The organism is Rhizobium glycinendophyticum, assembly GCF_006443685.1.
Lineage (GTDB): Bacteria > Pseudomonadota > Alphaproteobacteria > Rhizobiales > Rhizobiaceae > Allorhizobium > Allorhizobium glycinendophyticum.
On the sequence record NZ_VFYP01000001.1, the window covers coordinates 2,084,081 to 2,107,737 of the forward strand.

Consider the following 23,657-nt stretch of genomic DNA (forward strand, 5'->3'; position numbering starts at 1 on the left):
GGCCATGGCCCCCACTGAAAAACGCGCCTTCGACCTGCCACCCGAGCAGTCGGACTACATCGATCGCCTCGTCGAGTCCGGCACCTATGCCTCGGCGAGCGACGTGGTCCGCGCCGGCCTGACCGCCCTCCAGAACCAGCAGGAATCGCTCGAACACTGGCTCCGCGAAGATGTCGCCCCCGTCTACGACGCCATGAAGGAAAACCCCGACCGAGCCGTCCCGGCAGAAACGGTTTTCGCGCGGCTGAGGGCACGTCACGAAACCCGCGTGAAACCCTCAAAATGAAGCCCCGCGATGTCGTCTTCGCGCCGGAAGCGGAAGCCTCATCATCGTAAATCTTCAGATGAATCTTGCACTGTTTCTCTACTTTAAGGGACTTAGGGAACAGGCCGACACGCAGACTTTAACGGAAGACTATACATGGTACAGGAGGGAGCGATTCCGACTTGTTCGATAGCTGTTTCGCCAGGAATTTCGGCAAGTGTTCCATTTTCGAGCCTTATTAGCAGCCTTGAATCAGAGATCAAAGGGAATGCCGATGAAATCCAACTTGGAGATACAGGTTCGCCGTCCACAACCTCTGTGATTGACCAAGTTGTGCGATAGCCTCTGCCGTCGTCTCCACCGCCTTGGCCAATACAAAAAAATGTGCCACGAAATTGGTGATACTGGCACCCGACATACGAAAGTGAGCTGCTTAATTTCGACAATTTTCCCTTCGCATCAACTCCATAGAGGTTAGGCGAACGTCTCTCAAAGGGCACGGAAAAGTCTACAGCAACTATCGTCAAGCCGTCATGGCTGTCGTTCGACATACTGGATACGAGCAAGTCTGCTGAACAGCAGATCCGATTGGCACGCTCTCCTGAGATCTGCTGCAACTCGAATTTTCGCGGAAATTCCCCCACATCGCTGCGAAACAGATCCCTCGGGTCGTAACTGATGGCGTAGTACCCCTCCTCGGACGCCGAGATTTTGAAAATGGAATTCGCGAAAGTGCGCTCCGTTCGGCAATTTCCGCTGTAGTCACAAACATCAACTCTGTACTGACCTTCGCCCGATTGATTTTCACGCTTTTTGTTGTTCAGCAAAATGAAGATGCTGCTGTGGTTTGCGACCACTTGAGCAACCACAAATCCATCTGGGGAATAGGTAAACGCTCGTCCGCCTCGAAAAGGAGTAAAAGTCAGCATGTTGGTCGGGGGCTCGGCTTTGAACTCGTAGTCCACAATCATGCCGTCGATAATCCATGCTGATCTCAGCGATCGGATAATAGGAGAAAGGGGCTCAGGCGGCGGTGCGTCGAGCTGCATTAGAACGTAGAAGCTGAGGGAAACAGCAGCAACGAAGAACAAAAGATGCTTCTTCAAGACGTATCCCCTTCAGCAAAAGGATCACCAGCGTGCTGAATATGACTCACAAGCACGGTCGACTTCCACGATAGGACTAGCCCGACCAGCTACCGAAAATTTTACTTGTCAGATGAGCGCATTGTCAATCAAGCGCAACCTGGACGTTTTGGAGCTTGGATGGCGATCTCCCCCTCACCCCACCAAACTCCAGAAAAACCGCGCTGACACAAACAACAAAAACACCGCAAAGCCCACCTCCAGCTGCCGCTTCTTGAGCTTGTGCGCCAGCTGCGCGCCATAGGGCGTGACCAGCATGGCAATCGGAAAAATCACCGCAAAGGCGATCCAGTTGACGAAGCCGGTGGAAAAGGGCGGCAGGCCGGACTCGCCCCAGCCGGCATAGACGAAGCCGAGAAAGGCCGGGATCGAGATTAAGACGCCGACGCCCGAAGACGTCGCCACCGCCTGGTGGATCGGCCGTCCGTAGAGCGTCATGAAGGTGTTGTTGAACACGCCGCCGCCGACCCCCATCAGCCCGGAAAACAGCCCGATCGCGGTGCCGACGAGGAAACGCGAGGGCTGGCCGGGCAGCTCCGTGCCGAGATGAAACCGGTTGGAGAGAAAGAGCATGCGCGCCGCCAGCACCAGTCCCATGACCGCGAAGAACAGCCGCAAGCCCGCACTCGACACATAGGCCGCGACCACGGTCGCGAGAAGCGCCCCGAGCGGCACGGCAACCACCCAGCCCTTCAGCAGCGCCGTATCGACCGCCCCGCGCTTCTGGTGCGCCCGAAACGATCGGATCGAGGTCGGCACGATCAGGGCCGTCGAGGTGCCGACAGCGAGATGCATGATCACATGCTCGGGGATTCCGGCATAACCGAACACCTGGTAGAACACCGGCACCAGCACCGCGCCCCCGCCAATGCCGAACACGCCCGCCAGCAGCCCGGCCACGCCGCCGGCAATCGCCAGCATGGCGGCAAAGAGGAGAATATCGGCAATCGGTGGCATGGCACTCTCCGGCAGGAATCAAGACCATCCATCCGGACGGTCATCGGGACTGAGAGCCGCAAGGCGCGTCGCAGAAGCGGACGATGGACGCAGGGCTCGCGACACTCACGCCTCTAGTTGGCCCCGCCCCCGATCGCAAGCCCACCCACGCCCCACCCGGTACGCCTCCCGCCCGGGCGGTGACCACGTCGCCTCCACTTCCACCGCACCCATACGACCGGTCAGAGGTTTTCCACGCATCTTCCAGATCCCCAATCGCCGCCGCCTGCACCCGGCATGCCCTTATTCGATGATGAGGAAGACTTCTCCGATCCGCGTTGCAGGCTTGAGCACGAGCAGCGTCTCGGGCCCTATCTCTTCTCCGCGAAAAATGTCGAACATCCGCTGGTCTTGAAACGACGTTCGCGAACGCCCGGATCGGAAGGAACAGCCATCACCACAGTCAATTTTTAGATCACCGCTCTCGCGCGTGTCCTGCCAATGCAGCCGAACGGAGATTTCGACGCTTGAGCCCACGTCGAAAATAGGTTTGCACCACTGGTCGATCCGGCATCGGGCCACACCGACAATGGGATCCTCCATGGCATCTAACAGGACGACGGTCTGAACCCGCCGCTCAAGGCGGCCGATTTCCGCAGCGAGTGACCACGTCAGCCCGAAAGCGATACCGGCCACTACTACGAATAAAAGACGCAACATCAATAGTTTGCCCGCCGTCCGCGTACATTTCCAGATCCGGTCATGAAGCAAATTTGCTCAGTAGAAAATGGCAAACACCGGATCACCGGCAGTTCCGCTTGTCGAGATAGAGCGAACAGTCCTTGCCCGCCGGCGCGCGCGCAACCGATGGCGCCGCTGCCGCGCGCCGTGGCGTCACCGGTGCCGGATCACTCATCCCGGAATTGCCGCTATCGACCGAAAGCGGCAGGATCCCGCCCTCTTCGGGCGCCTCCGCCACGGCATCGGCCACCTGCACCGCCGCTGCCCTCGCGCCGGCCGGTGGCGCCCCGCTCGGCCCCGTCACGATCTCCGTCGGCTCGTCAAAACCGATACCGTCGACCACGGGCTGGCTCGTCTGCCCCTCGGCCATCGCCATCGCTCCGCCTTGCGTCACGATCTGTGGCTGCACGCCCTCCGTCTCGCGATACCCATCCGCCACGGCATCGCCGGACGACATCTCCGCCGAGGCAGAGTCGCTCGGCGCCTGGGCAACACCCAGCTCCCCGTCTATATTGACGCCGCCTTCAGGGATCGCCATCGCCGTCTGGCGCGGAGGCTCCGCAGCGATCTCCGGCTGTGCAGGCGCAGCCGCTGCCAGATTGGGCGTATTGAGATAATCGATCCCGGCACTTCCGCCATTCGCCGCCGTGGCGGGTGGCGCATAGGCGACGGCCTCGGGCGAAACCGCGCCCACCCGGCCGATCAGAACCCGTCCATCGCGCTTGTCAACGCGGCCAACCAAAACGTCGCCCTTTTGCGGCCCGCCGACATCGGCAAGCGGGATGCGGTCGCTGCCGGAACAGCCGGCAGTGGACAGGGCCAGAACCGCGACTGCCGTCAAGCGGCAGCAAAGGGACGAAAACACAGAACTCATTTCACCCTCGATGGCCCGCAATGGGACAACTACAGGCAGCATAATATAGACCGGCTTAACGCGCCATGAACGGAAGATGGCGGCCTATGGCGCAGCAAAAAGGGCCGGCAGATCGCTCCGCCGGCCCCCGTCCAGGCGCAAATTCATGCCCGCCTCAGGCGGCCTGCCGCGCCGCCTCACCGGCATTCACTCTGAGCCGCGACAAAAGCTGGCGCAGCTTGTGGCTCTCTTCCGCCAGCGATTGCCCGGCAGCCGAAGTCTCTTCCACCATGGCGGCGTTCTGTTGCGTCATCTGATCCATGTGGTTGACGGAGGTGTTGATCTCGGCAAGGCCCGTTGCCTGCTCTTTCGCCGCCGTCGCAATCGTGTCGACGCTGTCGTTCACCCGGTTCACCAGCTGCTCGATCTCCAGCAGCGCCTCCCCGGTCGCCCGCACAAGACCAACGCCGGTATCCACCTCATGCGCCGACGCGCTGATCAGCACCTTGATCTCTTTGGCCGCATTGGCCGAGCGCTGAGCGAGTTCCCGCACCTCTTGCGCCACCACGGCAAAGCCGCGCCCGGCTTCGCCCGCCCGCGCCGCCTCGACACCGGCATTGAGCGCGAGCAGATTGGTCTGGAAGGCGATTTCGTCGATCACGGTGATGATCTGGCTGATCTTCTGCGACGAGCCCTCGATCCGCCCCATGGCATCGACCGCATTGCGCACGATCTCACCGGAGCGGTTGGCGCTGGTCTTCGTCTCCGCAACCATCTGGCGTGCCTCATTGGCCCGCTCGGCCGCCGTCCGCACCGTCGCCGTGATCTCGTCGAGAGCCGCCGCCGTTTCTTCAAGTGCGGCCGCCTGCTGCTCGGTGCGCCGCGACAGGTTGTGGGTTGCCTCGCTGATGTGACCGGCGCTTGATGTCACCACGTCACTGCTCTGGTTGATCGACACGAGCACACTGCCGAGAGATTGGACCGCCCGGTTGAAGTCGGCCCGCAGCTTTTCATAGTCGGCACCGATCGTTCCGATCTGCACCGTCAGATCGCCGTCGGCCAGCTGCTCCAGGGCCGCGCCAATGGCATCGATCGCCTGGGCCTGCCGCTCTGCCGATGTCCGCAACTGCGCCTCGTTGCGCGCCCGCTCGCCGTTCAGGCTGTCCTGCTGGACCACCTCCCGCTCGCGCATCTCGATCCGCTCGCGCACACTGTCGCGCAGCACCTGCAGCGTCTGCGCCATGCCGCCGATCTCGTCGCTCCGTTCGGTATCGGTGATGGCGGTATCAACGCGTTCGCCGGCAATGTCGCTCATCGCGGTCTTCAGCCGATTGATCGGCTGCACCACGCTGCGCACCACCATGGCCGCACAAAACAGGATGGCAAGAATGGCAACCCCGATGATGACGCCATATTCGGTCGCCGTCTGGCGAAACAGCGCCGCCAGATCATCCGAATAGACGCCGGTGCCGACGATCCAGCCCCAGGGTTCGAAACCGATGACATGGCTGAACTTCTCGACTGGCGCCTCGAAACCCGGCTTCGGCCAGTAATAGTCGACGAAACCTTCCTTGTTGGCCTTCACCACATTGACGAATTCGACGAAGAGGTGCTTGCCGTTCGGATCCTTGTTCTGGCTCAGATCCTTGCCGTTCAGTTCCGGCTTGATCGGATGCATCACCATTTTTGGCTGCATGTCGTTGATCCACAGATAGCCGTCCGGAGCATAACGCATGGCCGCGACCACATCCTTCGCCCTCTCCTGCGCCTCGGCGCGGGTCAGGCTGCCCTCCTGCTCCATCTTGTAGTACTTGTTGAAGATGGCGATGGCATTGTCGTTGATCTGCGCCAGCCCCGCGCGCCGCTCATGAGTCAAAGCGTCATAGGCGTTGAACAGGCTATAGGTCAGCGTTGCAACGAGAACGCTTAAGGCAATGGCGACGAGAGCATAAAGTCGAACCGACAGGGATAGGGATTTCATCTGGACCTCGGGCTTTGCGTCAAAATTGCCTAAAGTGTTATATTTGCGCCTTCTGTTTCTCTAAATTTCTGACTGCGAATTCTGAGGGGTTCAAAGTGATGGATGAAAATTGACAGTTTGCGCCGATGAAGGGAGCGGTCTCTCCTCGGGGCTGCAAACACGATACAGGATTCGAACACACCATGACCCTCTCCTCCACCACCGCCGCTCCGAAAGGTGAACTCACCTTGCGCACACTCGCCATGCCGGCCGACGCAAATGCCGCAGGCGACATCTTTGGCGGATGGGTCATGGCGCAAATGGACTTGGCCTGCGGTATCCGTTCGGCTGAACGTGCGCGTGGTCGCGTCGTGACGAAAGCCGTCCAGGAAATGGCCTTCGCGCTACCGGTGAAGATCGGCGATACGCTCTGCGTCTATACCGACATCAGCCACGTCGGTCGCAGCTCCATGACGCTGAAGGTAGAAACCTGGGCGCAGCGTTATCTGACGCATGTGATGGAAAAAGTCACGGAAGCGACCTTCGTCATGGTCGCGCTCGATGCCGATGGCAAGCCGACGCCGGTGCCAGCGCTTCAAGTGTAAGTGGCGCGAACCCTCCGGCCCCCTCCGCCGTCATCACCCCCGGAAGACAAAAGCCGCCCCGGCCGCGATCAGCGCGAAGCCGATTGCGTGGTTGATCGTCAGGCTTTCCTTCAGGAAGAAGACCGAGAAGCCGGAAAACACGATCAGCGTGATCACTTCCTGCATCGTCTTCAGTTGCGCGGCCGAATAAACCTCGGATCCGATGCGGTTGGCCGGTACCGCCAGGCAGTATTCGAAGAAGGCAATGCCCCAGCTGGCGACGATGGCAATCCAGAGCGCCGACGTCTTGTATTTGAGATGGCCGTACCAGGCGAAGGTCATGAAGATATTCGAGGCGGAGAGAAGCAGGATGGGCCAAAGGGCAGCGGGAGAAAATGTGGGCATGTGAACACCGAGGCGGGAGTGGAGACACGTGAAAACGGCACTTGCCGAGTCTGGTTCCATCATCGCGGTTTTTGCAAGGCGGGCCAAGCAGGACCGCGGATTTTGCCCGTGTCGTTGCGCGGCCGCCGCTGACGCACCCCATTAGCGAGAAGGCCCCGTTTCGCCTGAGCCCGAACAACCACAAATGGTCTGCACCAAAGAAAGGTGCAAATCGGCCGCCCCAAGAATTGGTCCGTTATTTTTAGCAAAATACCGGACCAAGCTGTAACTGGCCGTTAAATCACTGCTGTTATTGCTTGATTATTGCGATTAGGTTGGGCGTTTGAGTATGGATTTTCGACGAAGCCGAACTGGCGAATTTCCCTTGGCGGTCCTGCAAGCGCAGGTGGCGGACATCCAGCGCGGCCATCGCTCCACCCTCCTCTACAACTTCATCTCCCTTACCTTCGTCATGCTGATCCTCCACCTCGACGGTGGTTTGGACTGGCCGGTCTTTGCCTGGTTTACCATCTCCCTGGTCGTTATCGCAGCGCGTGCCTGGCTGATGCGCGACCTCATGCGCAAGGGTCTCAGCCGGTCGGATCCGAAGCGATGCCTCGGCATCCTGTCATTCGGCGCCCTTGCCCTCGGCTTGTCCTGGGCTGCCCTTCCCTTTGTCCTTCCCGACTTCGCACCGCTCGGCCAGCACACACCGCTGATGATTATCATGGGTGGCATGGCGACCGGATCGATCGTCAAGCAGATTGGCTACACGCCGCTGGCACTCGCTTATGCCGTCCCGATCCTGGGTGCGCTGATCGTCAGCCTGCTGCGCCACGGCGAGCCGAATGACCTGCTCATCGGCGCCTGCCTGACGCTGCTGATCACCGTCTTCATCCGCCGCAGCATCTGGGCCCAGCACATTTTCATCAACAGCCAGGTCGCGCGTCATGAGGCCACCGCCCTCGCTGACAGCCTCACCCGGGCCAACAGTGACATCCTGCGCCAGAACACCCGCCTCGAGGCCCTGGCCAACCGCGACATGCTGACGGGACTGGCGAACCGCATGTTCTTCCATGGACGCCTACATGGCGACATCGCCCGTGCCGCCGTAATCGGCGAGACAGTGGCGCTGCTCATCTTCGATGTCGAACGCTTCCAGGCGATCAACGACACGCTCGGCCACAGTGCAGGCGACGCGCTCCTGCGTGAGATGGGGACAAGGCTGGAGAAAATCGTTGGCGATGGCAGCCTGATCGCCCGCCTCGGAGGCGACGAATTTGCGGTGATTGTCTCCGGTCAAGACGCTGTCCGACGCGCAAGGAGCCATGCTGCCCGTGTACTCGAAGAAAGCCGCAAGCCGATCAATTTTGGCAAACACCGCGCCACTGTCGGCCTGAGCGTCGGCTTGGCCGCATATCCCGACCATGCGGCAACTGCGGAAGAACTGCTCGTCAGCGCCGACATGGCTCTTTACGAAGCCAAGCGCGGCGACCGCCGCAAGCTTGGCGAATTCGATCCCGAACTCCGCCGCAATGCCGAGCGTAAGCGCCTGATCGAGCAGGACCTGGGAGCGGCGATCGAAACCGGCGCTCTCGGTGCCTGGTTTCAACCGCAGCTCGACCTCACCTCCCGCCGAATCACCGGCTTCGAGGCCCTGGTCCGCTGGCACCATCCGCAGCTCGGCTTCATCGCGCCACCTGATATCGTCAACGCCGCCCAGGCCATGCATCTCTCCGAACGCCTTACGGCCCGCATTGCCGCCGACGCCTGCATCCTCGCGCGACAGCTGCCGGCGCTGGGCCTGGACGGCGCGACGGTGGCCCTCAATGTTTCGCCACGCGAATTCGCCCTCTATTCCGTCGCCGACATGCTGGAGGAAGTGACCGCCATCCACGCAGTCTCTCCCTCGGCGCTGGAAATCGAAATCACTGAGGAAGCCATCCTCGACCCCGCCCTCGCCGATGCGCAGCTGAAAAGGCTCGAGGAAGCCGGCTACAAGCTCGCCGTCGACGATTTCGGCATGGGCCATTCCTCGCTTGCCAACCTGATCAGCCTGAAGGTCGACCGGCTGAAGATCGACCGAAGCTTCGTCAAGGACGTGGCGCGCAGCGAAACCAACCAGAAGCTGGTCACCGCCATGGTCAGCCTCGGCCAGTCTCTCGGCCTCGACATCGTCGTCGAAGGCGTGGAGACTGCCGAAGACGCCGCAGTTCTCGCCCGCCTCGGCTGCACCATGGCCCAAGGCTATCTCTTCGCCCGCCCCATGCCCCCCAAGGCGCTTTCCACCTGGATCGCCGAACACCGGGCAACGGTCGTCAAACGCCGGCGCAAGACGGGCCATCTGTCGGTGGCGTAAAACAACACTGGCTTCATTCGCACGCGGACACGCGGAAACTTCAGACGCGTCGTACGGCCGCAATGGCCTCGATAATTCCCACCAACCTTGACGCGAACGGTCGCAGATGTCGGTCGACATCAAGATCCCGCACTGGCCACTCCGAATCCCAGCCAAAGCGTGGTAACGGAAGCAGCACGAATGCATCCGATCCCCTGATCGCGACCTGCGGCAGATCCTCCAGCTTGAGTGTCAGCAGGGCATCGATCGCGCTTGCCAGGCCGGGCAATCGGATGCTGGCGGAAGCCCAATCGGTGGTGACGAAGTCATAGGCCCAGCGTCCAAGATGCGTCGTGTTGGGTATAGGTACCAGTCTCTCCGGCAGCACCGTGCCACGCCAGAGCGAGCGTTCGCGTAGCGGCCGTCGCAGTGCCGCGAAGTCGCCCGGAAACGCATTGGAAACCGGGGTCCAGATGATCAGGCCACGAAACGTTGTCTCTGGGTTATCACCCGGTGAATGGCTCAGCACCGCCTGTGTCACCGAGAAGGGAACGCCGCGCAGTGAGCCCTCGATGTGAAAATCACAGTCGGTCTTATCACGCGGTACGAGATAGTGACCCGGCATCCGCGCGATTTGAGGCGCCGGTTGCCTGGTGACGATCGACCATTTGTCGAGAGTCGGCAGAAGCAATGGCAAGATTGCAATGTACAAGTCGGTCTGGAGGCGCCGCTGCTTCGCCGCCATGACCATGAACAAGGGCATTACTCCTAGCAAGGCCGAGAAGACCGCAGCAAAAAAGATCTCCGGATCGGACCGGAGATAGCTTATCCCGAGGCCGACACCACACATCGACACGAAGACGCCCCAACCGCAGACCTGCAGCATCCGCACCTGCCGAAGCTGGATGGCCCGTTCCGCACTATGGTCGCCAACCGCCGACCGGACTGCAGCCCAGTCCGGTTGCGTAGAACTCGGGTGGTTCGAAGGCGAGTGAGCGGGATCTATGTGCGGGCTCCCTTGGGTTGCAGCCGCACTATGCGGAACCCCGCCAGGCTTCGCAACTGATCCTTGCGTCGATCTGGAGTTCACCCCTCCTGCCACCACCCTGGCAACAGCCCGCCATCCCGTTGCGTTTTCGTTCTGATTTCGCCGCCCCGCCCCTTCCCTTTGCCGCCGCCCTTCTCCATATTCCGGCCATGGCCAAATCTCCCAAATCCTCCGCCCCCTCGACTGGTTTCGAGGAAGCCCCGCAAGCCTCCTTCGAAGGCGCGCCCCTGTCGGGTTCCGTCTCCGACTGGGTGAAGCAATTGGAGGCTGAAGCGGAAGCTTCCACGGTCGAGAGCCAGCGTGAACTCGCCTCGAAAGCCGGCAAACATCGCAAGAAGATCGAGGTGGAAGCCCGCCGCCATGCGGAGAAGGTGGCGCTGGAGAAGGCAACCACCAAACCCACCGCCAAGAACACCACCGCGCAAAAAACCTCCCGCGGCGTGTCGATCGGCGCCTCCTCCGACCCCAAGACCCGCGCCGCCGCCGGCCTCAACCCGATCGCCGGCATGGACGTCTCCCTTGAGGAAGCCGAATCGCTCGCCCCCGGCGCCGTCACCGCCACGGTCGACGCCCTGTCCAAGCTGATCGAAAGCGGCAACCCGCTGTTCAAGAACGGCGAGCTCTGGATGCCGCACCGCCCGGCCCGCCCGGCGAAATCAGAAGGCGGCGTCAAGATCCGCATGGCCTCCGACTTCGAGCCCGCCGGCGACCAGCCGACCGCCATCAAGGACCTCGTCGAGGGCCTCAAGAACGACGACCGCACCCAGGTCCTGCTCGGCGTCACCGGCTCCGGCAAGACCTTCACCATGGCCAAGGTGATCGAGGCGACCCAGCGCCCGGCCGTCATCCTCGCGCCCAACAAGACGCTCGCCGCCCAGCTCTATTCCGAGTTCAAGAACTTCTTCCCCGACAACGCGGTCGAATATTTCGTCTCCTATTACGACTACTACCAGCCGGAAGCCTATGTGCCGCGCTCGGATACCTTCATCGAGAAGGAATCGTCGATCAACGAACAGATCGACCGCATGCGCCACGCCGCCACCCGCGCCATCCTCGAGCGCGACGACTGCATCATCGTCGCCTCCGTCTCCTGCATCTATGGTATCGGCTCGGTCGAAACCTACACCGCCATGACCTTCCAGATGTCGGTCGGCGACCGCATCGACCAGCGCCAGTTGCTCGCCGACCTCGTCGCCCAGCAATACAAGCGCCAGGACATCAATTTCGTCCGCGGCTCCTTCCGGGTGCGCGGCGACACGATCGAACTCTTCCCCGCCCACTTGGAGGATGCCGCCTGGCGCATCACCCTCTTCGGCGACGAGATCGAAAGCATCACCGAATTCGACCCGCTCACCGGCAAGAAGACCGGCGACATGAAATCGGTGAAGATCTACGCCAACAGCCACTATGTCACGCCGCGCCCGGCCCTCAACGGCGCCATCAAGGCGATCAAGGAAGAGCTGAAGCTCCGCCTCGCCGAACTCGAAAAGGGCGGCCGCCTGCTCGAAGCCCAGCGGCTGGAACAGCGCACCCGCTACGACATCGAAATGCTCGAAGCCACCGGCTCCTGCGCCGGCATCGAGAACTATTCGCGTTACCTCACCGGCCGCAAACCCGGCGAGCCGCCGCCGACGCTCTTCGAATACATCCCCGACAACGCGCTGCTCTTCATCGACGAAAGTCACGTCTCCGTCTCCCAGATCGGCGGCATGTATCGCGGCGACTTCCGCCGCAAGGCGACGCTCGCTGAATACGGCTTCCGCCTGCCCTCCTGCATGGACAACCGGCCCTTGCGCTTCGAGGAATGGGACGCCATGCGCCCGCAGACGATCGCCGTCTCCGCCACCCCCGGCAGCTGGGAAATGGAGGAATCCGGCGGCGTCTTTGCCGAACAGGTCATCCGCCCCACGGGCCTCATCGACCCGCCGGTCGAGATCCGTCCCGCAAAATCCCAGGTCGACGACGTGCTCGGCGAAATCCGCGAAACCGCGCAAAAGGGCTACCGCACCCTCGTCACCGTGCTCACCAAGCGCATGGCCGAAGACTTGACCGAATACCTGCATGAACAGGGCGTGCGCGTCCGCTATATGCACTCGGACATCGACACGCTGGAGCGCATCGAGATCATCCGTGATCTTCGCCTCGGCGCCTTCGACGTTCTCGTCGGCATCAACCTCTTGCGCGAAGGCCTCGACATCCCCGAATGCGGCTTCGTCGCCATCCTTGATGCCGACAAGGAAGGTTTCCTCCGCTCGGAAACCTCGCTGGTCCAGACCATCGGCCGCGCCGCGCGAAACGTCGACGGCAAGGTCATCCTCTATGCCGACCAGATCACCGGCTCGATGCAGCGCGCCATGGACGAGACCGCCCGCCGCCGCGAAAAGCAGATGGCCTACAACATCGAGCACGGCATCACCCCGGAATCCGTCAAGGCCCGCATCTCCGACATCCTGGACTCGGTCTACGAACGCGACCACGTCCGCGCCGACATCTCGGGGGTATCAGGCGGCAAGGGCTTCGCCGATGGCGGCCACCTCGTCGGCAACAACCTCCAGGCCCATCTCAACGCGCTGGAAAAGTCCATGCGCGACGCCGCCGCCGACCTCGACTTCGAAAAGGCCGCCCGCCTCCGCGACGAAATCAAACGCCTCAAAGCCGCCGAACTCGCCACCATGGACGATCCCATGGCGAGACAGGAGGCGAAGGCGGTGGAAGGTGGCAAGGGCCGCAGCACCCCCCTTCTCCCCGCTGGCGGGGAGAAGGTGCCCGATAGGGCGGATGAGGGGCAGCCCCGCATCTCCCCCTCCGGCCGCAACAAATCCGGCGCCCCCGAGGGCAAGGGCAGCTATTTCTCCAAACCCCATCTCGACGACATGGGCGCCGACGGCGCCGTACCCATGCCGACATCCGGCCCGGGAAGCTCCTATTTCCGCAAGAATACCCTCGACGAAATGACCGTCGGCCGCACCGAAAAACCGGTGACCGGCAAGATCCCGGAGAAGCCGCCAGGCACAACCAGCCCCCTCCCCCCTGTGGGGAGGGTTGGGGAGGGGAATCCCGACGACCCCCGCCCCATCATCCGCGCCCGCTCCGGCGCCGGCTCCTACGAGGACCCGGGCGACGGCAAGCGCAAGGCCAGGACGAAGGGGAAGACGGGGCGACCGGGGCGGTGACGTACTCTCCCCCCTTGCGGGGGAGAACGGAATTTCAGCATCTTAGCACAGCTAAGTGCTAGAAATTCCACGAGAGGGGCATAAGCGGTCACCATGCAAGACCTGGCAAGCCTGCTCTCTGATATCCTGAGCTAGATTACCGCCGGCTGGCGTAGGCCTTCTCGCAGCGTGAGGTGGACGGTGCGGGGTGTGACGGCGGCGTTGGTGGTTGGGTTTGTGTAGGTGCTGTGGGGGACGTAAATCGCATCACCAAAGATAACTTTTTCCGCTCCCGATAACTGGCTCCAGCCCGGCTGTTTAGCAGATACGGTTCTCAAAGCCCAACTTTAAGGAAGGCAGAATATATGATAGCAAATCTACTGACGAGCAAAAATAAGTAATGCTTGAAAAAACAGCCCTGTGCAAATAATTGATTTTCGTTCCATCTATCGACCAAAGAACATGTTGAAGCCGTTACATAATGCGCAAGAAATGAAATTCCGCTCAATCTGACTGCGATATATAATCAAATAATTCAGCTATTCTACCTTTGGCCTCTTCGCTCAAACTCATTTGCCACGAATCGATACCTCGATGGAGCTTTACGAGCGGGGAAAGATTAAAATTGAAATTGTCACACTGCTCTATCGTGTTTTCAAGCTTGCTCATTTCAGTCTCAAATTTTTCCTCCGATAGACATGCATAAATTAGACAATACATAGCGACGATGCTCACAGACATCGGCGTACCATGACGAATATCGAGGCTGCCAAGGAGATATTTCGCACCCTCAAGATCAGACGCTAAAAAACACGCCATAGCTTTGTTGATAATCGAAAATGGTCTTGAGGCGCCAGCTTCTTGAGCGCGGGAATAGTACTCAAATGCCGAAATTCCATCTCCTGATTCAAGAAATTCATTAGCTTTTCGCGTGAGAGTATTTGCCTCTGTGCTTTCACGCGAGATCTGGCTGCTATCAGAAGTCCCTTGCTCAAGCTGCTCGCGGAGCTTCAATGCAGACTGATTGTTAGGCTGCAAATCTAAAGCATACTCGACATCCAAAAGCGCGCCAGCTCGGTCACCCGAAAGGTACTTCGCTTTAGATCGACCTATATAGAGTGTATACATCGCAGGAGAATCTTCGATCTTTCGATCGTAAAGCGAAATGGCCTTATGATACTCGCCAATCCTGATTAACTGCCTAATAGAAAGCTCCTCATCTTCTGTTTCATCTTTATTTTTGCTTTTAATATTTTTCTCAATAGCTGACTTGGTCAACTCTTCCTGAAGCGACTCGATGATTGTGGTCTTTAACTTTTTGTCTTCGTCTTGGATCGCCTGAAATTCACGATCAGCAATCTCGAGCAGCCCAGCTAGTGCAATGAACTTTCTCTGAAGTGACGAAGGGAGCCCAGACTGATTTTTATATTGTATATCGTGTTCGATCTCGGCCCAAGCGTGTTGCAGGACAGTTCGAACTTGTATTTCACACTTCAAATCGGAGAACCTGACAAACTCTGGTAGTTTTATCCTCTCCGAGTCCAGCCTTACGATGAAATGGATGCTTTGGTAACCGAACTTACCATCCTTGAAGCGCTCCTCTCCGACGTCGCGCCGCTCCACTATCTCGAAGTGCCGGTCGATAAAACTGCATACAATATCCACATCCTTCAACGTGTAAGTAATAATCCTTACACCTGACAAGTCCGTGATTTCTCGGAATGGATCGCGATACCTTGGTCCATTGTCAGAGTTTTTCTTACGGGCCTTGCGCGAGAAACTGTCTACACTCTTCGCTCTGCCTTCGATGATATGTACTGGAATTCCTTCTTCCCTAAATGAAACCTCAATTATCCTTCGGGTCTCATCGCAAAGACTCACGTATTTGTGTCGCGCAGAAGTGTACTCCTCGATGGACCTTAGTACTGAAGCTTCAAAATCTCCGCCTGATACAATGCCGTCCATGTATTCCTCGCTAAATCTATTAGGATAAAATTAATCATAATCACTTCTTCGGGTCAACCTGTGGTTTATCTCTCTTGCCATCGATGTAAGTGACGCCAACCTTCCCCGAGCCCCATTTGCGAAATCTGAGGTTTAGCTCCGATCGGGCCAATTACTCTCAAAGCCTTAGCGCGAGGTCGATCTCCCAGCCCCCCTCATCCGCCCTTCGGGCACCTTCTCCCCGCAGGCGGGGAGAAGGCCGAGACGGCCACCGCTTGCGCCCCCCCCCCTCTCCCCGCCTGCGGGGAGAGGGCAGGGTGAGGGGCAAAGGCCACAAACGCGGCATCAGTGGCAAAAAAGGGGGACGACTTCGAGAGATTCCCCAACAAAATCAAACGCGCACACATTTTTTCATCCCCGCCCATTCTTCCTCCCGTAGACTCAGCTCCGTCCCGCCCTCGGATACACCTGACGATGCGATGTCAGGCGAGGCGGGGCCGGCGCCGGGGTGGAGGGTTGTCGCAGACCTGAAGTCCCGGCCCGCTGCAACGGTCTCCCTCTGGACGTGGGGCTGGATACGAAGATGACGGGGTCGGATGCCCCGGAGTTGGATACCCCGATCGGAAGGACGTGCCTCAGAGGCACACAGACAAGGCGCCAATGCTGTCGCGAACATCCAGACAGCGGGGCGAACAAAACGGCGGGGATGATGGACGATCGCCAATGATCGAAAAACATCCCCCGGGCGAGGGTCCCGGTCGGAATGGTGCACCATCCGGCGGGAACCTCCCGGGCCACCGGCCAGGCTGACGCAGAACACTCTTCGGAGGTGACTGCCAAGCCGGACCCTACGCCCGGTCGAACGTCGGACATCCTCGGGCCTGACCCGAGGACCGACGCCCGTCGCCGCCTTGCCAGAGAGACGCATGCAGCGGGAAAAGACGCCGAACGAGGCGCCGGAAGGAGCCACATAAACTACTTAGACAGGTTGCTTCTGGCGCCTCGTCCGAGACAAGTTTCAAGCCACCCGGAGGGAGACGATCCCGACCGGCGGCGAAGCATGCGGCGACCTATTTCCTCCCTCGCGGGGGGTGAAAGCGAAATCGAGGAATTGGCCCGATCAGGGCCAAATCTCAGATTTCGCAAGAGGGGGGCTCGGTAAGGTGAGCACCAACGGAACGCCGCCCCTCTCTTGGAAAATCAGAAGTTTAGGCGGCTTGCGCTCGCCTAAGCCTTCGACTTCCGTTCTCACCCGCAAGGGGGGAGATGAGCCCCGCCACCTTCCGCAATTCCCTATTTCGCCAATTCCCGAAACACCGAAAGGATCCCGACATGCCAGACCGACAAACGACCAAAGCGCCCGTCCCCGAACCGCTTACGCTGCGCCTGCTGCGCGACACCTTCGACAAACACGGCATCCCACTGCGCTGCCCGCGCCGCCAATGCCGGCGCAGCCGGCACTGCAGCGGCGCGGCACTCAGAACGGCGGCCCAGATCAACGCAGACGAAAGGCTGCCGCCCTGCGCCCTCAATGCCGACCCCGAGCGGCGCCGGCAGTTCCTGACCTGGGCAGCGGACATTCTGCCGCCACTTGATGACAGCACCGTCCCCGGCACATGGCCGGACGACACCAAAGCCGCCAACCACCTTCGCCAGGCGCTGGCGATCGTCGCGCGCATCCACAGCCGCCCCGGCCCGCATCCGGAGAGCGAAGGCAAGGCGCTGGCCGCCTGGCATGCCACGGACCCGGACCCTGAAGTCACCGCCCTCTGCCACCGCATCTGGCGCCACGCCAGGGTCGAGAACCGCTCAGCCGCCACATCGAGTGGTGTTCCTTCGCGTCGCCAGGATGCCTCCAGCCAGGCCCCCCAGGAGCCGCACGCATGACGGCGACGGTCCGACGCGCCCTCTCAAGGGAAGCGCGGTTTTTCGCCGCCGAGCCCCTCACCTTCGGGCGGGCGCGGCAGTGCCCCTCGAAGCACGCGGTCTCCGCTCTCCCCACCTGTGGGGGAGATGTCGGCGCAGCCGACAGAGGGGGGTATGCCGCAGGCAAGGGCTGCCGCCAACGGGACCGCCGGGCTAAGCCCTCCCCCTTGTGGGGAGGGTTTGGGAGGGGAAAGTGGGGAGGGTTTGAGCGGGGAAAGTGGGGAGGGTTTGAGCGGGGAAAGGAAGCCCCCCTACTCCGCCGCCTTCGGCAGATCCTCGGCCTCCACGCCGGGCGCCAGCGGCTCCATCTCGTAGGAATAGCCCTCCAGCATGGTATAGGCCCGCTCGATCGCGGCGATCTGCGCCTCGGCATTCTTGATCGCATCGGTAATCGACTGGGCCCGGGCGCGCAGCATCGAGCCGAGCACGTCGGCATCGGGCCGGCGGCCGAGCCGGTCGAGATGTTTGCGCACCCGCGCCCGGTGGCGCTCCAGCTCGAGAATGTGGAAACGGGCTTTGAGAATATCGTCGGTCAGCTTGCGGCGCAGGCCGGCCACCGGGTCGAAGGACCCCGGCTCGCGCTCGTCGAGGATCATGTCGTTGATCAGCGTCTCCAGGACCATGACGCCCTTGAGATCGGCGGGTTCGGCAAGCTGCGGATCATAACCCGTGTCGTCGAACACCCGCCGGCGTACCGGATCCTTCAACAGCTCGTAACAGGTGGAAATCTTCGCAAAGGCCTCGGCATCGCCGCCGCCATCGGGATGGGCGCTCTTGGCGAGCTTGCGATAGGCCGCCTTGATCGCGGCCTCGTCGGCATCGCGCGCCACGCCGAGGAGCTCGTAAGGGTCGATCATCGCGGCACCCGTTTTCGCCATACTCATCCACTCCCGCGTCCGCCCGGTTCTGCCCTGCCCCCGACCCATCCTCCCCTAAACCGGGATGGAGGCCGCTTCAAGACGGAACACCGCGCCGTCCCCGGCGGCGTTTGTGCCAGCCGAAGGTGGTCCGGTCCCGGAACGGCGGCGGCATGGCATCGTTACCACCCATCAAATCCCAAGGAATTCAGGTCCTTGGCGCAATTTTCCGCCCCGGACTGTGACTTTTCATACTTGCCAAGATTTCGAAATGACCCTACCTCTTATGGCGTTCGGGCAGCAATGATCCCGGAGACTGGACTGACTTGTATCGACCGCAGCTGCGGTCATGGGGGCCTTCTCCCGCCGGTAGACGTTCTTTCCCCGTTATCGCGATCCCTCGACGGTTCCGTTTCGGCGGAACTTCAACCAGCCGCTTCCGGTCCGCCGGCCGTGGCGAAGACGACCAACACGGGAATAAGGAACTCTCCCATGGCCACCAAGGGCACCGTTAAATTCTTCAACCAGGACAAGGGTTTTGGCTTCATCACCCCGGAAGGCGGCGCAAAGGACGTGTTCGTGCACATCTCCGCGCTCCAGGCTTCCGGCATGCAGACCCTGCAGGATGGCCAGCAGGTCACCTTCGACACCGAGCCGGATCGCATGGGCAAGGGCCCAAAGGCCGTCAACATCCAGTCTGCCTGATCCAAGATTTCGAATGGCGTCCCCCCGGGACGCCATTTTTGCTTCTGGGGCCAAAAAAACGCCGGAATGCAGGTCCAGAATCTATTCCGCAGCCGCTGGTCCGCTGGCAGCCATCTGTGTCTTAGGACCACCGGCAATGTCGACCGCCGCAAAGGCCTCGGCAATCAGTTGCGGCGACACGCCCGGCTTTGTCGCCTCCGACGACAGGATCTGCCGGTAACGCCGCGCACCCGCATAGCCCTGGAACAGCCCAACCATGTGCCGCGTGACGTGGTTCAGCCGCCCGCCCGACGCGATCACCCGCTCCGCATAGGCGATCATCGCATCGCAGACCCGGTCCCAGTCGACCGGCTTCGCCGGCTCCCGGTAGATGCGGGCATCCACTTCGGTCAAAAGCGTCGCATTGTGATAGCTCGCCCGCCCGAGCATGACGCCATCCATGACGGCCAGATGCTCTACGGCCTGATCGAGATCAGCAATCCCGCCGTTTATGCCGAGAAAGACGCCCGGGTTCTCCCGCTTCATCCGATAGACCAGCTCATAATCCAGCGGCGGAATCTCGCGATTTTCCTTTGGGCTCAGGCCTTTCAGCCAGGCCTTGCGCGCATGGATCCAGATCGCGTCAGCCCCAGCCCCAATAATCCGGGCCAAGAAATCGGGAAGCACCGCCTCCGGCTCCTGCTCATCCACCCCGATCCGGCACTTGACCGTTACCGGCACCGTCGCCACCTTCTTCATGGCGGACACACAGGCTTCCACCACCTCGGGCGTCTGCATCAGACAGGCGCCAAAGGTCCCCGACTGGACCCGGTCCGACGGGCAGCCGACATTGAGGTTGATCTCATCATAACCGTAATCGGATGCGATCTTCACCGCCTCGACCAGCTTGCCCGGATCAGATCCACCGAGCTGCAGCGCGACGGGATGCTCCTCGCGGTTGAACGACAGGAGCTTGTCGCGAGGCCCGTGAAGGATCGCATCTGCCACCGCCATCTCGGTATACAGGAGTGCACGGGACGAGAGCTGCCGGTGGAAGAAGCGGCAATGCCGATCCGTCCAGTCGATCATAGGTGCAACGGCAAAAACGGGAGCTTTGAAATAACTGGAGTTGTGTTTCACTACAGACACTTACGGCACTTTCTTTATCGTCTCATTTGCGCTTGTTCGGCGTCAATTCCGCCGATTTCGGTGCTAGACATTGGCACAATGTACCAATTCGTTTTCATCTACCAACTGAGGCGCGATCAGAGGCATTATCACGGCTCGCAAGCCAAGGATGGCAGCATCGGCCACATGGCACGAGTGCGGGTTGCCCGGGAAGGCCAAGCCTATCACGAGACCGAGACCTTTGACAGACGTCCGACGGCTGCAGCCTGGGTTTCAAGACGAGAACGGGACCTCTTCAAGACCCCGAGCCGTTGCCGATCTCAAAATGATGGTCCGACCACTTTGGCCAAAGCCACTGAGCGCTACACCGAAGAAACCATCAAGGATATTGGGCGCACAAGAGCGCAGGTCCTCACGGCGATCAGGAACGACGGCAATGCCGCTACGACACCGACCGGAAGAATGCGCCAGAACCTCAGCTTCAGCGAATGGCCTCTGTCTTCGGTGACGACAAAATGACGACCGATCTGTCGACCGCCTCACCCACCGTTGCCACATCCTCGAAACAGGAAACGACAACTTCCGCCGCAAACCGCGGCGTTCCTCTGCCCTAGACGATGCAGCAGTCGCGGCACCGATCAGTTCAACAGGCGACGATGGATTGCAATCACGCCCAGCGGTGCAGTGGCGAGGCGTCCCGCCGGCCGGCCTGACTTGTGCGGCTGCATAGCAGTGTCGATTGCCCCCATGTTCTTGGCTATCCTCACGGCAACATTTCCGAAATAATCGCCGGTGGCTGAAACGGGCGAGGACAGACATTGGCAGCAGAGACACAGAGCCGAAACGCAATCTCGGTCCTCATCGTTGAAGATGACGCACCGACGCGTCAACGGATCGTAAGCGCACTGAATGACAGTACCGATTTTGAGGTAAGGCAGGCTGCAACCTTCACCGAAGCCTGCGCCTGCCTTGCCCAGCAGTGTCCCGATGTACTCCTGACCGACATTCAGTTGCCAGACGGAAGCGGCATGGATCTCATTCGTCGAATCCGTCAGACATCCGAGCAAACGGAAATCATGGTGATTTCCATTCTCGGTGACGAGACAAGCGTCATTTCGGCCATTCTGCTCGGGGCCAATGGCTATATCCTGAAAGACGCGTTTCCAGCTGACATTGCTGATACCGTGCGCGACTTGCTGAAGGGCCACTCTCCGATTTCTGCCTCGATCGCCCGCTTCATTGTGCGTCGGACGCAATCGCAGGAGAGCGGCGCACCCCGATCTGACCTCAACACTGCCAAACTCACTGCGCGGGAGATCGACATCCTCTGGGGCATTGCCAAAGGCTACAGCTATGCAGATATAGCCGATCATTTGGGTATATCGCGGCAGACGGTACCTGGCTATATCAAGAATTTCTATCGCAAGCTTGACGTCAACACGCGCGGCGAAGCGGTATACGAAGCTCTTCAGCAAGGACTGATCCGCCTGTGAGGCCGTATCTGATACGCTCTGCACCTCCTCAACTTCGCCGCGTCGTGATGGCCGTCGGTTTTTTACTTCTGCAGCTGGCCATCGTCTTTATCTGCATACAGATCCGGCAAATTCCATTTCCTCGCCCTTCAGAAGCCTACCGCGTCGAGAAACTGTGGCGGGAAGAGGCCACGGACGACTGGCATCCTGTAATCCTGCCCGACTATCGGCCGACAGCCGGCATCACACCGACAAGCACGACCTATCGCGCACAGTTTCAGTGGTCGCCGAGCGATGCGGGAACGCCCATTGCGGTTTTTGTGCCACGCTTCACTACCACCATCGCAATTGCGATCAATGGCAGCATTATAGAAGACACCGCACGTGATCCCTCGAAACGGCGGCCGGATCGAAACACACCTGTGCTTGCACCAATTGCCCAAAGCCTCCTGAAACCCGGCAATAATCAAGTCACGATCACCTTGCAGGTCTGGGGACCGCTCCAAGGTTACCTCGACAGCCTCTATATTGGACCCGATCCCGTAATGCGGGCCGCCCATGATCTGCGGCAATTTCTGTTCGGGACCCTCCCTATGGTGCTTGGGGCTTGGCAGATCACCTTCGGTACAATTCTTGGTATGATCTGGCTCAATCGGCGTCATGACGCGATTTATGGCTATCTGGCATTTGCCACTGTACTGGGGGTCGTACAGCACTTCGCCGGCCTGCCTCGCTCTTCCATTGGGGCCGGGTTTCTGGGTGCGATGGGGCCGCTCGAAGCCGCGCTGATGCTTCACTACATATTGCTTTTGACAGGCCGGCCGATCCAGCGCTATCACGCATTGGCATTCTTGCCAGGTCTTCTGATCATCGTGGCGGCAGTATTGTTTTCCCCCCAGTATTTGCGCGTCATTTATCTTGTCCTAGGGCCGCCCTCGGTCGGCATCCTGATTGCCGCCGTTTGGCTCGTGCTGATGGCGGCGGTGTGGCAAGCGCGAACGCACGCCGTCTATCTCGCAACCATTTTCACAGCCGTGTTGAGTTGCTGGGCTCTCGACGTCATGACGTTGAACAATCTTATCGGCGGGGAACGTCTGTTTGTTGGACGCACCTCCTATTCGCTTGTGCTGATGGCACTGGGAGTATGGCTGATCTGGCGGTTCGTGCAGGCGCTCAAGGAGGCTGACGGATTCGCGGCAACCCTGGTGGAAAAAGTTGCAGAGGCTGAGAAGAAACTGCGCGCCAACTTCGCACGGGAGGAAGAGCGGGCGAGATCTGAAGCACTACTCGCCGAGCGCACGAGACTCATGCGTGACCTCCACGACGGGTTAGGCGGACAGCTGGTGAGCATCGTAGCGCTATCGGAACAGGCGAAACCATCAGGCGAAGCGATCGGCGATGCGGCTCGTGCGGCACTCAAAGACCTCCGACTGGTGGTCGACGCGATGGAGGAGATCAACGGGGATCTGATGTTAGCGCTCGCGTCATGGCGCGAGCGCATTGATACCCAGCTGCGTGCCCATCAGATGAAGCTCGATTGGGTAATTCGCGGTCACCAGGGTCTGCCGATCTTCAAGAACCTCCGATCCTGGCATGTCATACAGCTTATCCGACTGATGGATGAAGTGGTGACCAATGCAGTCAAACATTCAGGGGGGAAGCGAGTAGCGGTCATGATCGAGCCGGCCAGCGACGAGGCAGGACGGCCCGCAGGCCGCATCACCATTCAGGATGACGGCCATGGTTATGACGCCGAGAACCCGTCTTTGAACGGGAAGCCGCGAGCCCATGCAGGCCGCGGCCTCTTCAATATCCGCCGGCGAGCGGCGATGTGCGACATCCGAATGCTGATCCGGACAAGCGCGAGCGGTACGCGCATAGAATTGACACTCCCGGCAGAATTTCCAAAGCAGGTTGCCGAAGGCCATGGCGATGCGGCCCAACTCTTTGGGCCGACGCCTACGGCCCTACCCGGCGCATTTTAACGCTGAATTGGACTTTTGTATCAACGCACGCCGACACGATTGACCGGACCACCGCGGGTACCCGGGGCAACCCCAACGCCCGGAGCGCCAACCCCAGGCGCAACGCCAACGCCCGGGGCACCGACACCCGGCGCGCCCGCTACAGGCCGGGCTACGCAGCCAACTGGATAGCCTGGTCGCGTGCAATACACCGCTGTTCGCACCGCGGGACGGACAACACAACCTGCGGGGACACCAGGGGAAGTGCAATAGATG

18 protein-coding genes and 2 pseudogenes are annotated in these 23,657 nt (G+C 60.4%); 10 read left to right on the forward strand and 10 right to left on the reverse strand.

What is annotated here, in order from left to right; translation table 11 throughout:
• Positions 1 to 4 precede the first annotated feature (4 nt).
• Entirely contained in the window at positions 5 to 286 is a 282-nt protein-coding gene (locus FJQ55_RS10240) for a ribbon-helix-helix domain-containing protein (protein ID WP_140827666.1), read from the forward strand.
• A 92-nt stretch (positions 287 to 378) separates the two neighbouring features.
• Here the strand turns inward: FJQ55_RS10240 and FJQ55_RS10245 are convergent, their stop codons facing one another.
• The 5 genes from FJQ55_RS10245 to FJQ55_RS10265 all read right to left on the reverse strand — a co-directional run bounded on the left by FJQ55_RS10245 (position 379) and on the right by FJQ55_RS10265 (position 5,921).
• A complete protein-coding gene (locus FJQ55_RS10245) occupies positions 379 to 1,371 on the reverse strand; it encodes a hypothetical protein (protein WP_140827668.1) in 993 nt (330 codons plus the stop codon).
• Positions 1,372 to 1,545: 174 nt separating this feature from the next.
• On the reverse strand, positions 1,546 to 2,367 hold the full coding sequence (locus FJQ55_RS10250; RefSeq protein WP_140827670.1) for a sulfite exporter TauE/SafE family protein: 822 nt from the start codon (positions 2,365 to 2,367) through the stop codon (positions 1,546 to 1,548).
• Positions 2,368 to 2,649: 282 nt separating this feature from the next.
• The gene (locus FJQ55_RS10255) at positions 2,650 to 3,066 is read right to left on the reverse strand and encodes a hypothetical protein (RefSeq protein WP_140827672.1); all 417 of its coding nucleotides are present in this window, start codon (positions 3,064 to 3,066) and stop codon (positions 2,650 to 2,652) included.
• 82 nt (positions 3,067 to 3,148) lie between these two features.
• The gene (locus FJQ55_RS10260) at positions 3,149 to 3,961 is read right to left on the reverse strand and encodes a hypothetical protein (protein ID WP_140827674.1); all 813 of its coding nucleotides are present in this window, start codon (positions 3,959 to 3,961) and stop codon (positions 3,149 to 3,151) included.
• 154 nt (positions 3,962 to 4,115) lie between these two features.
• On the reverse strand, positions 4,116 to 5,921 hold the full coding sequence (locus FJQ55_RS10265) for a methyl-accepting chemotaxis protein (protein ID WP_140827676.1): 1,806 nt from the start codon (positions 5,919 to 5,921) through the stop codon (positions 4,116 to 4,118).
• A gap of 182 nt (positions 5,922 to 6,103) precedes the next feature.
• On the opposite strand from FJQ55_RS10265, the gene FJQ55_RS10270 reads away from it, so the two are divergent.
• Positions 6,104 to 6,505, forward strand: coding sequence for an acyl-CoA thioesterase (locus FJQ55_RS10270; protein ID WP_140827678.1), 402 nt, complete (start codon positions 6,104 to 6,106; stop codon positions 6,503 to 6,505).
• A 33-nt stretch (positions 6,506 to 6,538) separates the two neighbouring features.
• Here the strand turns inward: FJQ55_RS10270 and FJQ55_RS10275 are convergent, their stop codons facing one another.
• A complete protein-coding gene (locus FJQ55_RS10275) occupies positions 6,539 to 6,889 on the reverse strand; it encodes a DMT family protein (protein WP_062284523.1) in 351 nt (116 codons plus the stop codon).
• Between the two features lie 364 nt (positions 6,890 to 7,253).
• Between FJQ55_RS10275 and FJQ55_RS10280 the strand changes: the two genes are divergently transcribed.
• Complete coding sequence (locus tag FJQ55_RS10280; protein WP_246085067.1) at positions 7,254 to 9,227, forward strand: putative bifunctional diguanylate cyclase/phosphodiesterase; 1,974 nt, start codon at positions 7,254 to 7,256, stop codon at positions 9,225 to 9,227.
• Between the two features lie 40 nt (positions 9,228 to 9,267).
• On the opposite strand, the gene FJQ55_RS10285 is transcribed toward FJQ55_RS10280, so the two are convergent.
• On the reverse strand, positions 9,268 to 10,092 hold the full coding sequence (locus FJQ55_RS10285) for a hypothetical protein (protein WP_140827682.1): 825 nt from the start codon (positions 10,090 to 10,092) through the stop codon (positions 9,268 to 9,270).
• Positions 10,093 to 10,403: 311 nt separating this feature from the next.
• On the opposite strand from FJQ55_RS10285, the gene uvrB reads away from it, so the two are divergent.
• Entirely contained in the window at positions 10,404 to 13,427 is a 3,024-nt protein-coding gene (gene uvrB, locus FJQ55_RS10290) for an excinuclease ABC subunit UvrB (RefSeq protein WP_140827684.1), read from the forward strand.
• A gap of 483 nt (positions 13,428 to 13,910) precedes the next feature.
• Here uvrB and FJQ55_RS10295 read toward each other — a convergent pair whose 3' ends face one another.
• A complete protein-coding gene (locus FJQ55_RS10295; RefSeq protein ID WP_140827686.1) occupies positions 13,911 to 15,371 on the reverse strand; it encodes a hypothetical protein in 1,461 nt (486 codons plus the stop codon).
• Between the two features lie 1,245 nt (positions 15,372 to 16,616).
• Here FJQ55_RS10295 and FJQ55_RS10300 point away from each other — a divergent pair.
• The gene (locus tag FJQ55_RS10300) at positions 16,617 to 17,237 is read left to right on the forward strand and encodes a hypothetical protein (RefSeq protein WP_140827688.1); all 621 of its coding nucleotides are present in this window, start codon (positions 16,617 to 16,619) and stop codon (positions 17,235 to 17,237) included.
• Between the two features lie 290 nt (positions 17,238 to 17,527).
• On the opposite strand, the gene FJQ55_RS10305 is transcribed toward FJQ55_RS10300, so the two are convergent.
• Positions 17,528 to 18,133, reverse strand: coding sequence for a J domain-containing protein (locus FJQ55_RS10305; RefSeq protein ID WP_062281162.1), 606 nt, complete (start codon positions 18,131 to 18,133; stop codon positions 17,528 to 17,530).
• A 492-nt stretch (positions 18,134 to 18,625) separates the two neighbouring features.
• Between FJQ55_RS10305 and FJQ55_RS10310 the strand changes: the two genes are divergently transcribed.
• Positions 18,626 to 18,838, forward strand: coding sequence for a cold-shock protein (locus FJQ55_RS10310; protein ID WP_140827690.1), 213 nt, complete (start codon positions 18,626 to 18,628; stop codon positions 18,836 to 18,838).
• An 81-nt stretch (positions 18,839 to 18,919) separates the two neighbouring features.
• Here the strand turns inward: FJQ55_RS10310 and dusA are convergent, their stop codons facing one another.
• Positions 18,920 to 19,906 carry a tRNA dihydrouridine(20/20a) synthase DusA gene (gene dusA / locus FJQ55_RS10315; protein WP_246085068.1) on the reverse strand — a complete coding sequence of 329 codons (987 nt, stop codon included), beginning with the start codon at positions 19,904 to 19,906 and terminating at the stop codon, positions 18,920 to 18,922.
• 510 nt (positions 19,907 to 20,416) lie between these two features.
• Between dusA and FJQ55_RS10320 the strand changes: the two are divergent.
• The 4 genes and pseudogenes from FJQ55_RS10320 to FJQ55_RS10330 all read left to right on the forward strand — a co-directional run.
• Positions 20,417 to 20,537: pseudogene (locus tag FJQ55_RS10320) on the forward strand (ATP-binding protein); the annotation flags it as partial.
• Positions 20,524 to 20,658, forward strand: a pseudogene (locus tag FJQ55_RS23670) (integrase); the annotation flags it as partial. The pseudogenes FJQ55_RS10320 and FJQ55_RS23670, both read left to right, overlap by 14 nt.
• Before the next feature lie 105 nt (positions 20,659 to 20,763).
• On the forward strand, positions 20,764 to 21,438 hold the full coding sequence (locus FJQ55_RS10325) for a response regulator (RefSeq protein ID WP_140827694.1): 675 nt from the start codon (positions 20,764 to 20,766) through the stop codon (positions 21,436 to 21,438).
• Between the two features lie 47 nt (positions 21,439 to 21,485).
• On the forward strand, positions 21,486 to 23,402 hold the full coding sequence (locus FJQ55_RS10330; RefSeq protein ID WP_140827696.1) for a sensor histidine kinase: 1,917 nt from the start codon (positions 21,486 to 21,488) through the stop codon (positions 23,400 to 23,402).
• Positions 23,403 to 23,657: the final 255 nt, after the last annotated feature.

Bases quoted from the DNA above. Each gene is read 5' to 3' on its own strand.
- FJQ55_RS10240 (WP_140827666.1), top strand. From the start codon at position 5: ATGGCCCCCACTGAAAAACGCGCCTTCGACCTGCCACCCGAGCAGTCG.
- FJQ55_RS10250 (WP_140827670.1), bottom strand. From the start codon at position 2,367: ATGCCACCGATTGCCGATATTCTCCTCTTTGCCGCCATGCTGGCGATT.
- FJQ55_RS10255 (WP_140827672.1), bottom strand. From the start codon at position 3,066: ATGTTGCGTCTTTTATTCGTAGTAGTGGCCGGTATCGCTTTCGGGCTG.
- FJQ55_RS10260 (WP_140827674.1), bottom strand. From the start codon at position 3,961: ATGAGTTCTGTGTTTTCGTCCCTTTGCTGCCGCTTGACGGCAGTCGCG.
- FJQ55_RS10265 (WP_140827676.1), bottom strand. From the start codon at position 5,921: ATGAAATCCCTATCCCTGTCGGTTCGACTTTATGCTCTCGTCGCCATT.
- FJQ55_RS10270 (WP_140827678.1), top strand. From the start codon at position 6,104: ATGACCCTCTCCTCCACCACCGCCGCTCCGAAAGGTGAACTCACCTTG.
- FJQ55_RS10275 (WP_062284523.1), bottom strand. From the start codon at position 6,889: ATGCCCACATTTTCTCCCGCTGCCCTTTGGCCCATCCTGCTTCTCTCC.
- FJQ55_RS10285 (WP_140827682.1), bottom strand. From the start codon at position 10,092: ATGCTGCAGGTCTGCGGTTGGGGCGTCTTCGTGTCGATGTGTGGTGTC.
- uvrB (WP_140827684.1), top strand. From the start codon at position 10,404: ATGGCCAAATCTCCCAAATCCTCCGCCCCCTCGACTGGTTTCGAGGAA.
- FJQ55_RS10295 (WP_140827686.1), bottom strand. From the start codon at position 15,371: ATGGACGGCATTGTATCAGGCGGAGATTTTGAAGCTTCAGTACTAAGG.
- FJQ55_RS10300 (WP_140827688.1), top strand. From the start codon at position 16,617: ATGAGCCCCGCCACCTTCCGCAATTCCCTATTTCGCCAATTCCCGAAA.
- FJQ55_RS10305 (WP_062281162.1), bottom strand. From the start codon at position 18,133: ATGATCGACCCTTACGAGCTCCTCGGCGTGGCGCGCGATGCCGACGAG.
- FJQ55_RS10310 (WP_140827690.1), top strand. From the start codon at position 18,626: ATGGCCACCAAGGGCACCGTTAAATTCTTCAACCAGGACAAGGGTTTT.
- dusA (WP_246085068.1), bottom strand. From the start codon at position 19,906: ATGATCGACTGGACGGATCGGCATTGCCGCTTCTTCCACCGGCAGCTC.
- FJQ55_RS10330 (WP_140827696.1), top strand. From the start codon at position 21,486: ATGGCCGTCGGTTTTTTACTTCTGCAGCTGGCCATCGTCTTTATCTGC.